This is a genomic window from Actinorectispora metalli (assembly GCF_056323685.1).
The window spans coordinates 837,301-850,792 of sequence record NZ_JBREYE010000002.1 but is presented as its reverse complement, the minus strand read 5'-3'; the positions used below and the strand labels follow the sequence as shown (position 1 = coordinate 850,792).

General features: G+C 69.4%; 16 protein-coding genes. 9 read left to right on the top strand and 7 right to left on the bottom strand.

Translation table 11 applies throughout. The annotated features are described in order from the left end of the window. Positions 1-31 precede the first annotated feature (31 nt). Positions 32-1,165: a site-2 protease family protein gene (locus ACU6XJ_RS24165; RefSeq protein WP_476316061.1), complete on the bottom strand. Its 1,134-nt coding sequence runs from the start codon at positions 1,163-1,165 to the stop codon at positions 32-34. Between the two features lie 103 nt (positions 1,166-1,268). On the opposite strand from ACU6XJ_RS24165, the gene ACU6XJ_RS24160 reads away from it, so the two are divergent. Further along, entirely contained in the window at positions 1,269-2,183 is a 915-nt protein-coding gene (locus ACU6XJ_RS24160; RefSeq protein ID WP_476316058.1) for a RecB family exonuclease, read from the top strand. Here ACU6XJ_RS24160 and ACU6XJ_RS24155 read toward each other — a convergent pair. After that, positions 2,123-2,668 (bottom strand): DUF3995 domain-containing protein, encoded by a 546-nt coding sequence (locus tag ACU6XJ_RS24155; RefSeq protein ID WP_476316055.1) that lies wholly within the window; start codon positions 2,666-2,668, stop codon positions 2,123-2,125. The two genes, ACU6XJ_RS24160 and ACU6XJ_RS24155, sit on opposite strands and share 61 nt — an antisense overlap. Positions 2,669-2,804: 136 nt before the next feature. Between ACU6XJ_RS24155 and ACU6XJ_RS24150 the strand changes: the two genes are divergently transcribed. The 5 genes from ACU6XJ_RS24150 to ACU6XJ_RS24130 all read left to right on the top strand — a co-directional run bounded on the left by ACU6XJ_RS24150 (position 2,805) and on the right by ACU6XJ_RS24130 (position 6,877). Next, complete coding sequence (locus ACU6XJ_RS24150; protein ID WP_476316052.1) at positions 2,805-4,085, top strand: sensor histidine kinase; 1,281 nt, start codon at positions 2,805-2,807, stop codon at positions 4,083-4,085. Further along, positions 4,082-4,732, top strand: a complete 651-nt coding sequence (locus ACU6XJ_RS24145; protein ID WP_476316049.1) for a response regulator — start codon at positions 4,082-4,084, stop codon at positions 4,730-4,732. Before ACU6XJ_RS24150 ends, ACU6XJ_RS24145 begins: the two co-directional genes overlap by 4 nt. A gap of 120 nt (positions 4,733-4,852) precedes the next feature. After that, positions 4,853-5,776 carry a lysyl oxidase family protein gene (locus ACU6XJ_RS24140; RefSeq protein ID WP_476316046.1) on the top strand — a complete coding sequence of 308 codons (924 nt, stop codon included), beginning with the start codon at positions 4,853-4,855 and terminating at the stop codon, positions 5,774-5,776. 31 nt (positions 5,777-5,807) lie between these two features. Beyond that, entirely contained in the window at positions 5,808-6,215 is a 408-nt protein-coding gene (locus tag ACU6XJ_RS24135; protein ID WP_476316044.1) for a DUF6157 family protein, read from the top strand. Between the two features lie 59 nt (positions 6,216-6,274). Further along, entirely contained in the window at positions 6,275-6,877 is a 603-nt protein-coding gene (locus tag ACU6XJ_RS24130; RefSeq protein WP_476316041.1) for a GNAT family N-acetyltransferase, read from the top strand. 50 nt (positions 6,878-6,927) lie between these two features. On the opposite strand, the gene ACU6XJ_RS24125 is transcribed toward ACU6XJ_RS24130, so the two are convergent. Further along, positions 6,928-8,505 (bottom strand): FAD-dependent oxidoreductase, encoded by a 1,578-nt coding sequence (locus tag ACU6XJ_RS24125; RefSeq protein ID WP_476316038.1) that lies wholly within the window; start codon positions 8,503-8,505, stop codon positions 6,928-6,930. Positions 8,506-8,634: 129 nt separating this feature from the next. Here ACU6XJ_RS24125 and ACU6XJ_RS24120 point away from each other — a divergent pair, with 129 nt between their 5' ends. Continuing rightward, a complete protein-coding gene (locus ACU6XJ_RS24120; RefSeq protein ID WP_476316035.1) occupies positions 8,635-9,291 on the top strand; it encodes a TetR/AcrR family transcriptional regulator in 657 nt (218 codons plus the stop codon). A 17-nt stretch (positions 9,292-9,308) separates the two neighbouring features. Here ACU6XJ_RS24120 and ACU6XJ_RS24115 read toward each other — a convergent pair whose 3' ends face one another. From ACU6XJ_RS24115 to ACU6XJ_RS24105, 3 genes are all read right to left on the bottom strand, one after another. Beyond that, entirely contained in the window at positions 9,309-9,806 is a 498-nt protein-coding gene (locus ACU6XJ_RS24115) for a DUF3291 domain-containing protein (RefSeq protein WP_476316032.1), read from the bottom strand. A 62-nt stretch (positions 9,807-9,868) separates the two neighbouring features. Next, a complete protein-coding gene (locus ACU6XJ_RS24110) occupies positions 9,869-10,429 on the bottom strand; it encodes a PadR family transcriptional regulator (RefSeq protein ID WP_476316029.1) in 561 nt (186 codons plus the stop codon). A 250-nt stretch (positions 10,430-10,679) separates the two neighbouring features. Then, a complete protein-coding gene (locus ACU6XJ_RS24105; RefSeq protein ID WP_476316026.1) occupies positions 10,680-11,153 on the bottom strand; it encodes a flavoprotein in 474 nt (157 codons plus the stop codon). Between the two features lie 254 nt (positions 11,154-11,407). Between ACU6XJ_RS24105 and ACU6XJ_RS24100 the strand changes: the two genes are divergently transcribed. Both ACU6XJ_RS24100 and ACU6XJ_RS24095 read left to right on the top strand, forming a co-directional pair. After that, the gene (locus ACU6XJ_RS24100) at positions 11,408-11,608 is read left to right on the top strand and encodes a hypothetical protein (protein ID WP_476316023.1); all 201 of its coding nucleotides are present in this window, start codon (positions 11,408-11,410) and stop codon (positions 11,606-11,608) included. 225 nt (positions 11,609-11,833) lie between these two features. Then, positions 11,834-12,436 (top strand): DUF4383 domain-containing protein, encoded by a 603-nt coding sequence (locus ACU6XJ_RS24095; protein ID WP_476316020.1) that lies wholly within the window; start codon positions 11,834-11,836, stop codon positions 12,434-12,436. 46 nt (positions 12,437-12,482) lie between these two features. On the opposite strand, the gene ACU6XJ_RS24090 is transcribed toward ACU6XJ_RS24095, so the two are convergent. Then, positions 12,483-13,430 carry an LCP family protein gene (locus tag ACU6XJ_RS24090; protein WP_476316017.1) on the bottom strand — a complete coding sequence of 316 codons (948 nt, stop codon included), beginning with the start codon at positions 13,428-13,430 and terminating at the stop codon, positions 12,483-12,485. Positions 13,431-13,492 lie beyond the last annotated feature (62 nt).

Genomic DNA, 13,492 nt, shown 5'->3' with positions numbered 1-13,492 from the left:
CGGTGTGATCTTCAAGTTTAGGACCCTGCGATCAGGAGCGGGCGTCCAGGGCGTCGCGCAGGTCGATTCGGCGGAGGACGCCGCTGGGGCGGCCCTCGGCGTCGACCACCAGGAACTGCCAGGCCGCGGTTTCGCGGACCCGGTCGATGATCTCCTCGAACGGCTCGGACTCCAGCAGCACCGTGTCCGCCCTGATCGGCTCCACCGCGCGCTCGGCGGGGGCCAGCGGGGACTGCGCGGACAGGGTGGTGGCGCTCTGCTCGTCGAGCAGGCCGACCGCGACCCCGTCGGAGCGCACCAGCACCACGCCGCGGCCCGCGGCGGCCGACAGCGCGTCCGCGACAGGGGTCTCGGCGGGCAGTTGCAGCACGGGCCGCACCACGCCCGCCAGGGTGAGGTGCTCCGGCACGTCGCGGCGGCGTTCGGCGTCGAGTTCGCCGCGAACGCCGACCACGATGAAGCCGATCATCACCAGCGAGATGACCAGCCGCGCCCACTTGCCGTCGGCGCCGGTCAGCACGCCGTGCACCGCCCAGGCCGCGAGCAGGGCGGCGACCAGCACGGCCCCGACCACGCCCGCCTTGGTGCCGATCTCGCGGCGTCCGCAGGCCGACCAGACGACCGCCCGCAGCACCCGGCCGCCGTCCAGCGGCAGCCCTGGCAGCAGGTTGAACACGGTGACCGCGGCGTTGGCGACCGCGGTCTGGGCGACCAGCAGCCACAACGCGGTGTGCGGCGGGGTGTACAGCCACAGCAGCGTGGACAGGCCGGTGAGCAGCAGCGACACCACCGGGCCCGCGACCGCGACCCAGCCCTCGTCCCGCGGGCGGCGCGGTGGGCGGCCGATTTCGGAAACCCCGCCGAGCAGGAACAGCCGCACCCGGCGGACCGGCAGCCCCAGCCACATCGCGACCACGCAGTGGCCAAGCTCGTGCAGCAGCACCGACACCCCGAGCGCCAGCGCGAACGCGGCGGCGATCAGCAGCGCGCCGAGCGGCCGGATCCCGGGCAGTTGGTGCACGACGATCGGGAGGTAGAACAACACGACGGCGGCGGCGCCGAACCACCAGGATGGAGCAAGCAGTACCGGCACTCCCCTGATCCGGAAGATCAGCAAACCGGACGGGCCGACCGGCCTGTCCAGCGGCGTTGGCTGGGAGAACACGGGCAAAGCCTACGGGCAGGTGTGAGAAGGCGGTGTGGGGCGCCTGGCGACACGGCCGGGGCAAGACACTGATTTGTCGGTGCCCTCCCCTACTGTTCAGGTCATGACGGAGACCGAGTCCCTGACGCGTGCTGTGGCGATTTCCGTCCCGGCGCAGTCCGCCGACGAGCCGAAGGTGGTGCGCCGCCCGGCCCTGTCCCCGTCACGGGCGGGCGATTTCAAGCAGTGCCCGCTGCTGTACCGCTTCCGCGCGGTGGACAAGCTGCCGGAGCCGCCGACCCGCGCGCAGGTGCGGGGCACCGTAGTGCACTCGGTGCTGGAGCGACTTTTCGGTCTGCCGCAACAGGACCGCCGCCCCGAACGCGCCAAGGAGCTCCTCGCCCCCGCCTGGGACGAGCTGCGGGAGACCCGCGAGGAACTGGGCGCCATGTTCACCGGCACCGACGACCCGGAGCTCGCCGAGTGGCTGGAGTCGGCGTCCCGGCTGCTGGATTCCTACTTCACGCTGGAGGATCCGCGGCGTTTGCAGCCGGAGGCCTGCGAGCTGCTGGTGGAGACCGAGCTGGATTCCGGTGTGCTGCTTCGGGGTTACATCGACCGCCTCGACGTCGCGCCGACCGGTGAGATCCGGGTGGTGGACTACAAGACCGGCGTCGCGCCGCGCGAGATCGGCGAGGCGAAGGCCATGTTCCAGATGAAGTTCTACGCCGTCGCGCTATGGCGGCTGCGCGGCGTGGTGCCCCGCCAGCTGCTGCTGATGTACCTCTCCGACGGGCAGTCGCTGGCCTACACCCCCGACGAGGGGGAGCTTCGCCGCTTCGAGCGCACGCTGGAGGCGATCTGGAAGGCCATCCTGCAGGCGGGCCGTACCGGCGACTTCCGCCCCAACCCGAGCAAGCTGTGCGACTGGTGCACGCACAAGGCGCTCTGCCCGTCTTTCGGCGGCACTCCCCCCGCCTACCCTGGCTGGCCTGAACCCGATCCGGGTGCCGAGACGCTCATGGACCGAGCGGATTGATTCCAGCCCGCGGCTCGCTTGGCGGTGAGGCCGAAGAGCAGGGCGCCGATGGCGAACCAGGGCAGCCAGCCGAACAGGAACCAGCGGGCCAGGTACAGGTAGCCCGCCCAGAACTCGGCGGGTACCTCCAGCACTCCGGTCAGGCCTAGGCCGAACTCGATGTAGATGTCCACCACGCGCAGCACGAGCAGTGCCGTGCCCGCCCAGGCCAGGGCGATCACCAGCCGCCGCGGTACCCGCCAGGGGCGCACGGTGGCCAGCGCGACCGCGCCGCCGAACAGGCAGAACACACCGATCGCCAGGTTCAGCAGCTGGAATCCCATGCCCGCGTCGCGCACGATCTGCTCGGACAACGCGGTGAGCAGGCCCGCTTTCGCTCCGGTCGCCCAATAGAAGTGCGGCGCGGCGAATGCCACCGCCCAGCCGCAGGCGGCGTAGGCGGCCCACCGTCCGGCGGGGCTGGGCGTGCTCAGGGTGTGGTTCACGGTGTTGTGCTCCTCGTTCCGACGATGCCACCGAGTCTGTCCGCGGGCACCGTCGCCGCGGCTCCTGCTGCGGCGGGGTTCGGGCTCCCTCCCTGGAGTGAGGTCAGGGCGCGGGCGGTCTGTCAGGATCAACGCCATGACGGGGGTGTTCAGGATGCTGGTCGCGCCGCTGACCAGCCGCGCGACCTGGCAGCGGGCGACGTTCCTGCTGTTGGGCGCGGCGCTGGCGCTGCCCTACCTGATGCTCGGCGGCTCGCTGAGCGGCGTGCTCCTCAACGGGCTGGACCCGGTCCCCTACCGGCCCTGGTGGTTCGCCGGGCTGATGGCCGTCTTCAGCGTCGCGCTGGTGACCGCGACCGCGTTGATTCCGGCGGTGATGGTGCTGGAGGGCACCGCGGTTCGCCTGCTGTTGGGGCTGCCGATCGACGAACGTTCCCTCGGCGCCCGCCGCTCGTGGCTCTCCCGCGGACTCGGTGCGGGCTGGTGCCTGCTGCACCTGTTCGCGGGCCTGGTGATCGGCGTGCTGGGTCTGCTCGGGGTGCCGATCGCGGCGCTGCTGCTGTTCTTCCCGCTCTCCGGGAACCCGAACCTGGTCATCTTCGATTTGCTCACCCTCACCCCGACCGGCTGGCAGACTCCGCTGCTGCCCCTGGTGGCCATCCTGCTGCTGATCGGCATGGCCTACGCGGTGGCCGCCGTCGGCGCCGGGCTGGTGCGGGTGGGACCGCTGCTGCTGGGACCGACGCCCGCGGAGAAGCTGGCGCAGGCCGAGCGGCGCGCCGAGCAATTGGCCGAGCGCAACCGGCTCGCCCGTGAGCTGCACGATTCGGTCGGGCACGCGTTGAGCGTCGTCACCATCCAAGCGGGCGCGGCGGGACGGGTGTTGGACACCGATCCGGCGTTCGCGCGGGAGGCGCTCGTCGCCATCGAGGAGTCGGCGCGCAGCGCGCTGGAGGACCTGGACTACGTCCTCGGCCTGCTCCGCGAGGACGCCCCACCGCGCACCCCACAGTCCACTTTGGACAGTCTGGATCAACTACTGCGGCAGAGCAGGGTCGGCGGAGTCGAAGTCGACGCCGAGGTGAGCGGCGACCCGACCGCGGTGCCGACCGCGGTGTCCAGGGAGGCCTACCGGATCGTGCAGGAATGTCTGACCAACGTGTTGCGCCACGCGGGCAAGGTGCCGGTCCGCCTGCGGCTGGCGGTGTCCCAGGACGAACTGGACCTGGACATCGGCAACCCGCTCGCGGACCGGCACGACCGGCCACGCCGCAACGGCGGCGGACACGGGCTGCGCGGCATGGCCGAGCGGGTGACCGTGCTGCGCGGACAGTTCAGGGCGGGCAGCGAGAACGGGCAGTGGCGGGTCCGGGTGCGCCTGCCGCTGCGGCCCGCCGTGATGAAGGAGGAGCGGTGACCATCAGCGTGTTGCTCGTCGACGACGAGGAACTGATCCGCGCGGGGCTGCGCACGATCATCGACGCCGAGCCGGGGCTGGAGGTCGTCGGCGAGGCCGACGACGGCGCCGCGGTCCCGCCGCTGGTCGGCAGGCTGCGCCCGGACGTGGTCCTGATGGACGTGCGGATGCCCGCGGTCAACGGCATCCAGGCCACCGAGCACCTGATGGGCACCATGGCGGAGCCGCCCCGCATTCTGGTGATCACCACGTTCGAGAACGACGAGTACGTCTACGACGCATTGCGGGCGGGGGCGAGTGGCTTCCTGCTGAAGCGGGCACGGCCCGCGGAGATCGTGCAGGCGATCCGCACCGTGGCCACCGGCGACTCGCTGTTGTTCCCGGCCGCGATCCGCGGGTTGGCGGCCGCCCATGGCGGTGGACGCGGACAGGATCGACTGGCGGGCGCTCAGCTCACCGAGCGCGAGGCCGATGTGCTCACTCTGATGGCGCGCGGGCTGGCCAATGCCGAGATCGCCACCGAGTTGTACGTGAGCGTGCAGACGGTGAAGACCCATGTCGGCAACCTGTTGGGCAAGCTGGGTGCTCGGGACCGCACCCAAGCCGTGATCGCGGCCTATGAGTCGGGATTCATCAGGCCGGGCTGAAACCACTCGAAGCGGGCATTAAGGTCGCGCCCGGATGACACAACGGGTGACGTGCCGCTGCGGACCCGCTCACCGCGCTCCAGCATCGAGGCTCCGGGCAGAGAAGGACGGAGTTTCCGCATGTCGTTCACCAACAGACGCGGCGCGCTGGCCGCGGTGGCGATGGTCGTGTTGGCCGCCGTGTCGGTTCCCGCACAGGCCTCACCGTCGGAGCTGCTCCCCGACCTGCGCCAGGCGTTCGCGGGCTGCCCCGGCGGCTTCACCGGACCGCCCGCCGCCTGCCAGTCCTGGCGTGTCTGCCCGGTGGCCGACGCCAACGCTCCCGACGGCAGATGCGTGTCCCCGGACAGCGCGGCGGCGGTGCGGCTGCTGTTCACCAGCTCGGTGGACAACGTCGGCGACGGGCCGCTGCTGCTGTTCGGCCACCGTGACAGCACCTCACAGCCCACCATGGCCATGCGCCAGGCATTCCAGCACGGCGTCAACGGCCCGTTGCCCGACAGCTACGCCGCTGCACAACATCCCACGGCCACCTACGCCTACTACGAACCGGCGCCAGCGCACGTGCACTGGCACGTCATGGGTTTCGAGCGTTTCACGCTCCGCACGTTCGATGGCACCATCGTGGTCGGCGACCGCAAGAACGGTTTCTGCCTCGGCGACCGGTACCGCGTCCGGGACGCCGACCAGCTTTCCCACCTGCCCAACGCCGACGGCCCCACCACGGAACTGGCCAAATACCTCCGGCGCAATCAGTGCGAACCCAAGCGGCCGGAGGCGCTGGACCTGAAGGTCGGCATCTCGGTCGGCGCGGGCGACGACTACGCCTGGCACGTCGACTTCCAGTGGCTGGACATCACCCACGTCCCCTCCGGCACCTATCACCTGGTCAACACCGTCAACGGCGACCGCACCCTGGTCGAGAAGAACTACGACAACAACTCCTCCAGCGTCACCGTCTCGATCGAGTGGCCACCGGGCTATCCCACCGGAGGCACGCCGGTCGGCGCCGTTCCCCAGGTCCGGTTCCTGCACGGTCGCTGAAACTGTCGGACCTGGCCGGATACTCGACGCCGTGGGATATGCCGACACCTTCATCGTGGTCGCCGAGGACTGCCCGGCCGAAAGCGGCGTGGTGCCGCAGCCCTACCGCGGCAAGCCGACGGTGGCGACCGTGCAGTACGAACTGCTGTCGACCGCGCCCGGTGAGCTCGCCGAAGAGGACGTGATCTTCGAAAGCTGGGTCCGCCGCAGACCGAGCGCCGAGGGCCTGACCGAACAGGAACGGGCGGCGCTGCGCGATGAGCTGTTCGTCAAGCCGCAGCCGTGCCTGCGAGCGTCGCCGCTGCCCAAGCAGTTCGGTTGGGGCCTGCACTACGACGGCGACGGCCGGATCACCATGCACGCCATGGAGTCCGCCGAGTACCGGGAGCTGTTTGTGAGCACACCGACGGTGCTGAAGGCGATGCGCTCCAAACGTTGACCGCGGGGCTGGTCGCCAAGGATCAGGGCTCGGCCCACTCGCTGAGGCAGGATGGTGCCGTGACCAATGCGCACAATCCGGCCCTGCGCAGGATGCCCGCCGATGACCTGCCGCAGATCCCGAGACTGACGGCGATCGGGCAGGTCGTTGGCGAGCGGGTGCTGCTGCGGCCGTGGGAGGTCGCGGATCTGGAGGTCATCGCCGAGGCGGGCCGCGACCCTTACATCCCGGTGATCACCTCGGTGCCCCGGGCCTACAGCCCCGACGAGGGCGTGGCGTGGTTGCGACGCCAGCACGACCAGGCGCTGCGCGGAGCTGGCTGCTCGATGGCGGTCGTGGCCCGATCCACCGGGGAGACGGTGGGCTGCGCGGTGATCCACAGCATTACCTGGGCGCACCGCCGCGGCGAGATCGGCTACTGGATCCTCGACCGCCACCGCGGCAACGGCTATGCCGCCGCCGCGGTGGCGCTGCTGGTCGAGATGGCCCGGCGCTGGCAGCTGGAACGCGTCGAGGCGATCATCGAGGTCGACAACACGGCCTCACAGAAGACCTGCCGCGCGGCGGGCTTCGATTGCGAGGGCACCCTGCGCTCCTACTACCGTCTAGACGGTGTCCCACGCGACATGATGATGTTCGCCCTGCTCACCAACAGCGGCTGACCCGGATTGCTCACGAAGGTCCGCGACCACCTGGCGCCGCAGTACGGCGATCAGGCCGCCAAGTCGCGTGCGGCACGGTAACCGAGCACGAAGGCCGAGGAGATGATGGCGCCGAAGGCGGGGCTGGCCGGGCCGAAGATCCGGGCGGCGGCGTTGCCCGCGGCGTAGAGGCCGGGGATTGGCACGTCGTCGTAGTTCAGCACCCGACCCTCGGCGTCGGTGACCGGCCCGCCCTTGGTGCCGACCGCGCTGGGCAGCAGCGGCAGCGCCCAGAACGGCGGCTGGCTGACCCGGCCCACGCTCGGCGACAGGTACCGCCGGTCACCGAGATAGCGCTCGTAGACGCTGTCGCCGCGCCCCCACTCCGTGTCCACGCCTTGGTCGGCGTCTGAGTTGAACCGGGCGATGGTCTCCAGCAGCGCCTGCTGGTCGATGCCCAGCACCTCCGACAACTCGACCAGCGTGTCCGCGCGCACCGCTCGCGGGGGGTCCGGCTCACCGGGCAGAACTCCGCCAAAGCGGTACCTGGACCGGTACTGCGCGTCCACGATCACCCACGCGGGCAGGTTCGCCCAGCCGCCGTTCGCGGGGTCGATGGCGGAGAAGGCCAGTGCGCTGTTGTGCGCGGACTCGTTGACGAACCGGCGACCCCAGCGGTTGATCCAGATGCTGTGCGGTGCGAACCGTTCCGCCATGCACAAGCTGACCCCGTCGTCGTCGGTCGTGGGGCCGGGCACCGCGGCCCAGGCCCACACCTCCGCCAGGTGCGCCATCCGGGCGCCCGAGGCACCGCTCATCCGCAGCGCGTCCCCCTCGTACAGCGCAGGCGTGACCCGGTGCAGCAGCGGAGCGGTGAGCAGTTCCCCGGTGAGCTGGTCGTCCCACTCGAAACCACCGGAGGCCAGCACCACCCCGCGGTCGGCGTAGAAGACGTTGCCGTTGCTGAGCTCGGCGCCGATCACCCGGGTGCCGTCGTTGACCAGGCGCGTCACCCGCGCCCGGCCGCGGAACCGGACGCCCGCGAGCAGGCAGCCCTGGAGCAGGCCGATCACCAGTCCCCTGCCGCCGCATTGCAGTTCGGCCATCAGCCGCTGCTCGACGAGTTCCTCGGGCAGTTGGGTGGGGTCCAGGTGCAGGCCGTAGGCGTAGATCTCGTTGTTGGTCAGCGCGGTCGGCCACTCCGGTTCGCGGATGCGCTCCCGCCAGCGACCAAGGTCGCGTTCGGTGATGGGGCCGACCTCGAGGTGGCGGCCGCGGCTGCGGCCGGTGGGTTCCTCGGCGAAGGTGTCCGGGTAGTCCATCACCTGCCAGCGGATCGGCGTGGTCTCCTCGATGAACTTCACGGCCTTCGGAATGGTGTAGACGAACGGCGCCAGCAGCGGGTTGCCGCTGGTGGTTGCCCGGCAGTAAGCCAGCGCGTCGCCTGCGGAATCCTGCAGGCCCGCCTGAAAGGCGAGGTGGTGGTCGGGCGCCCACACCATGCCGCCCCACATCGCGGTGGCCCCGCCGATCAAGTCGGAGCGTTCCAGCACCAGCACCGAGCAGCCGTGGTGCGCGGCCGTCAGCGCGGCCATCAGGCCCGCCGCGCCGGAACCGACGACGATCACGTCCACCTGCTCGCTGTCCAACGCCCGCACTCCCCCGTTCGGTACACGGTCTTTATCAGTCAGCAATGTAGGTGACAGAAGTTGAAGGAAGTGTTCACACGCTTGTCGCGTCCGGGCGACGTGATCGCGATCAGTGCAACACTGAGCCTCGTGACCGACGTTGCTCAGCGCAGACCAGGAAGGCCACCCCGGTTATCCCAGGAGGCGGTGATCGATGCCGCGGCCCACATCGTCGGCACCGAGGGCATCGACGCACTCACGATGCGCCGCGTCGCCGATGAGCTGGACAGCTCGCCGATGGCGCTGTACCGGCACGTCAGGGACAAGGACGAGCTGCTGCTCCTGCTGCTGGACCGGGTCGCGGCCACCGTGCCCCGGCCGGAGCTGCCCGCGGCGCCGGTCGAGCGGATGGTCGCGCTGTGGACCACGGTGCACGCCGCGCTCAGCGAGCACGCCTGGACGGTGCCGCTGCTGATGCGCAGCGACCTGATCACCCCGCGGATGATGTGGGTGCTGGAGGAGACCTGCTCGACGCTGGCGCAGGTCGGCATGTCGGCGGAGGAGATCGTGCGGGCCCACGGCGCGGTCTGGCAGCTCACGGTAGGCGAGATCCTGGTCCGGGAGGCCACCACCCAGCACGCGGCGCGGCTGTCCCGCGCGTCCTACCTGGACATGGCGCTCGAGTCGGTGGACGCGCGGGACCATCCCACACTGGCCCGCTTCGCCGACCAGCTGGTCGGCAACCGGCCGTCCGAGGAGGCCTACCGGGTGGGGCTGCGCGCACTCGTCGAAGGCCTGCTCCGCTAGGGCTTCGAGGACACCCCCTAGCCCGCTGGGCAGTGCCAGTCGTCCTCCGCGGTCACCGTCTCCTGGGTGGGCGCGGGGAAGGGTTCGCGGAAGGTGAAGGCGTAGGGACCGGGGCCATGGCGGCGGAGGCTGTCCAGCCGCTCCTCCGCCTCGGACACGGTGGGCAGCTGTCCCGTGGGCACCCACCACAGCACGGCCGTGGCTTGCCCGACGTGTTCGAACCATTCGCGGCGGCGGCGAAGCGCCGCGCGGTGCTCGGGGTTGCGGTAGACGTAGTCGGCGAGCGACTCGATCGAGTCCCAGACCGACATGTTGACGATGATCCGGTCGTCGCCGAAACCGCGGACGGCCGTGGCGTCGCCGTCCTCGGTCTTGAGCCGCCAGACGAACCCGGGGGCGGCCTCAGCGAGCGCATTCACCTCGTCGAGCGCGGCCACGAAGTCGGCGAGGCGGGCGGAACCCAAGGGCTCCAACGGGATCGCGATGTTGACCTGAGCCAGTTGGTGGGCAGTCACCTCCGTCAAGTTACTGACGGACGGCCGCACTGTCCCCGGATTTTCCCGGGGACAGAGACAGCTCAGGAGGGCTGTTCGCCCGCCAGGATCAGGTACAGCTTGCGCCGGGTGTCGGCGAGCAGCTCATTGGCCCTGCCGAGTTGGGTCTCATCCCCCGCCTGCGCGACCTGCGATGCGGCCTGGACGACCTGGGAGACGATCTCCCTGAGCTGGCGGGTGGGCTCGTCACCGGTGCCGCCCGCGTTCTGCCAGACCGCCGAGAGCGCCTCGGCGTGCTCGGTCACATAGGCCTGACCGTTCTCGGTCAGCCGGAAGGTGCGTCGGTCGGCGTCCGCGGTGGTTTCGATCAGGCCCTCGTCCTGCAACTGCTGCAGCGTCGGGTACACCGAACCGGGGCTCGGCCGCCAGCCGCCCTGACTGCGGTCACCGATCTCCTGCATGAGTTGGTAGCCGTGCATGGGCGCTTCGGCGAGCAGCAGCAGAACCGCGGAACGGATGTCGCCCCGCCCCGCCCGGCGCCCCCGGCCGCGGCGACCGCGGAACGCGTGCTCGAAATGCCCGAAGCCGTGGCCTCGGGGGCCGCCGTGACGGCCGTGTGCTCCGTGTCGGTGTCCTCGCATCATGCGATACCCCCTTCTGTCGTGTTCGTGAAGTTCGTTGTCGTTGAGTGGTGTTGCCGAATCCATTGCTGGACCTCCTTGAACTATAGCGATGAACCATCGCATGCTTTCACGATATATCGCGAACTATTCGCGGTCAAGGATTCGGTGGACTCCCATGCCAGGATGGGGCCGTGGATCACGGCTCTGACCTGGGCGAACGATGCCTTTCTTCGCCTGCGGAGCTGCCATCGGCGGGCCTGAGCGGGCGGGATCAGCGCTGAAGCAGGTCGAGTACGTCGGTGAAGTCGGGCTGCCAGTCCTCCAGGCACACCACGCCCTGCCCGCGCAGGGTGGCCAGGCTCGCGGCGTAGGCCGGGTGCCGCCGCAGGCTTGGCTGGCAGCTCACCGCCGCGATTCGCGGGATGTCGGCGCAAAGGAACTCGCAGAGCAGCCCCACCGCCAAGGAGTCGGCGATACCGGCGGCCCACCTGTTGAGGGTGTTGAAGGTGGCCGGGGCCAGCAGCACGGCGTCCGGCGGCGGCAGGATGTTCTGCTCATGCGGTAGCCGCTGCCGCACCCGTACCGGATGCCCCGTCGCCTCGGCGAGCCGATCGACCTCCAGCCAGGAGGCTGCCGTGGGCGTGAGCACCGCCCACACCTCCCACCGCAGGCGAAGCCGCTCGACCAGCGGTTCCAGCTCCAAGGCCACGGGCGCCGCCGATGCGATCAGATACAGATTTCCCACCCGGTCATCCAACCCCAGCAGAGGCCGAGCGGTTCGTAAGAGGCATGGACGGTCGAGGCGTCACATGATCCTTCCCGGATCGTCAGGAACCCTGACCAGAAGAGCCAGACGGGGGCGATTCGACTGATCGGCTATTCACCGACAGCCGGATTTGTGCTTACCGTGATCATCGATGGAGCCGACGGCGGTGGCGTCACCGCATGGAAGACACGAGGTGCTGACCTGCGCAGCTACCTGGCACGAGAGGACCAACCGTGACGGAACAGCCGACGAAGACACGCCGCGCGGCGATTCGCGCGGACTACGCAGCAGAGGAAGCCCAGGCCGCGGAGGCCGAAGCAATCGAGAACGAGCAGACGGTCCTCGCCGAGGCAATCAGTGGCCCCACCACTCCAGTTCTGACGGCCGAACAGGTGGAGGACATCGCTCGGCGGGTACACCGGGAGAGCTCCTGATCCTCGGTGCCCGGAACACCGGTCGCGACGGGGCGCAACCGGAAACGGGAATGATCGCGCGATGAGCTGAATGTGCCGTTCCAGGGGTGAAAGAATCCGGTTTCAGGTTGTGGCCATGGGTATTCCCTCTTATGACGAATAGCAGAAAGGAACTAACCCACAAGGAGGCGAGGCGGAATGTCTCGGCTAGAGCAGCCTCATTCATCCAGGTTCACGTGGCCCCAGGTGCTGTCGCTGATTATCGGCGGCGTGTTTTTCCTCATCGGGCTGGTCGGGTTCGTTCCGACCGGGTTCGACCACTTCGCGTCGCATAGTGGCGACACGCTGATGGGCTTCGGTGTCAACCCGCTGCACAACATCGTCCACCTGATCATCGGCGTCGCGGGTATGGCGGCATCGACCAGCCTCCGTGCTTCGGCGGGCTTCGGCTGGCTGCTGCTCATCGGCTACGGCGCGGCCTTCATCTTCGGCCTGTTCGCGGTGAACCGGCCCAACATCAACTTCTTGAACCTCAACGTGGCCGACAACTGGCTGCACCTGATCAGCGCCATCCTGGGCGCCGCCATCGCGTTGGGCGCGGCATCGCTGTCGAAACGGGAAGGCTGGACCGACGATCCTCGGGCCACCACCACCGAGCGCACCACCCGCACCAAGTCCACCGGTATGACCGGCGGCGTCGACCCGACGGTCCAGCCGGGCACGACCCGCAGTGGTGCCCACGAGATGGGCGGCATGGACGCCCCCGGCCAGCGCGCCGCGGAGCACGACACCCCGGAGCGCCTGCGTCGGGGCCGCGATGACCTCCGCGGCCGGGGCGACCAACTCTGAGGAGCACAAATACAGGGAGGGGCGAGTGATCGCCCCTCCCTTTTCTCTACTTCGGTGCGGTGATCACGTCCGCAGGCACCGGCTTGTCATCGCCGAGTGCCTCGAACATGCGCTGCGCCTTGGGCTTGTCCCACTGCACCACCGAACCGGCCCCCGGCACCGAGCCGAGCCTGCCGATGGGCACCGTCGTGGTGACCAGCTCGCCGGTGCCCGCACCACGCATGGCCAGCGCCAGCCCCAATAGGTGGTGCATATGGTCGCCATCGTCGACGATGAACGCGTCCGGCGCGTTGAGCACCAGCGGAACGGCCCGGAACGGGTTGAGCAGCACCCCCAGGCTGGTGGACTTGGCGATCAGCGCCGACAGGAACTGCCGCTGCCGCTCCACCCGGTCCAGGTCGGCCCGCGCTGTGGCCCTGGTCCGCACGTAGCCCAGCGCGTTGGCGCCGTCCAACTCCTGGCAGCCCGCGGGCAGATCGATGCTTGCCTTGGGGTCTTTGATCGGCTTGTCGAGGCAGAGCTCAACTCCGCCAATGGAATCCACGATATCGGCGAAACCGCCGAAACCGACCTCGGCGTAATGGTCGAGACGCAATCCGGTTGCTTCCTCGACGGTTTTCGCCAACAACTGCGGGCCGCCGATGGAGAATGCCGAGTTGAGCTTGTGGCGACCCTGTCCCGGCACATTCACGTACGAGTCTCGCGGCAAGCTCACCAAGGTGGCACCGGAACTGCCGGACGGAATGTGCAGCAACATGATGGTGTCGGTGCGCCGCCCTGCCGCGTTTCCGGTGCCAAGCTGTTCCCGGTCGACGTCGGTCAGTTCCGAGCGGCTGTCCGAGCCGACGATCAGCCAGTTGGAGCCTGCTGTCTGCGCGGGCCTGCCCGAGTAGTTGCTCAGCGCCTCCTCACGGTTGAGCGAGAAGTCCAGGTACACCCACAACGCGGCAAGCAGCACGAAAATGACGAGCAGAATGCTGCCCAGCTTGCGCATGAACGAACCCTTCCTGCGCGGCCGGGCACCTCTCACCGGCGGCGGCTGCTGATAGCCGTACT

Bases quoted from the DNA above. Each gene is read 5' to 3' on its own strand.
- ACU6XJ_RS24150 (WP_476316052.1), top strand. From the start codon at position 2,805: ATGACGGGGGTGTTCAGGATGCTGGTCGCGCCGCTGACCAGCCGCGCG.
- ACU6XJ_RS24140 (WP_476316046.1), top strand. From the start codon at position 4,853: ATGTCGTTCACCAACAGACGCGGCGCGCTGGCCGCGGTGGCGATGGTC.
- ACU6XJ_RS24110 (WP_476316029.1), bottom strand. From the start codon at position 10,429: ATGATGCGAGGACACCGACACGGAGCACACGGCCGTCACGGCGGCCCC.
- ACU6XJ_RS24160 (WP_476316058.1), top strand. From the start codon at position 1,269: ATGACGGAGACCGAGTCCCTGACGCGTGCTGTGGCGATTTCCGTCCCG.
- ACU6XJ_RS24090 (WP_476316017.1), bottom strand. From the start codon at position 13,430: ATGCGCAAGCTGGGCAGCATTCTGCTCGTCATTTTCGTGCTGCTTGCC.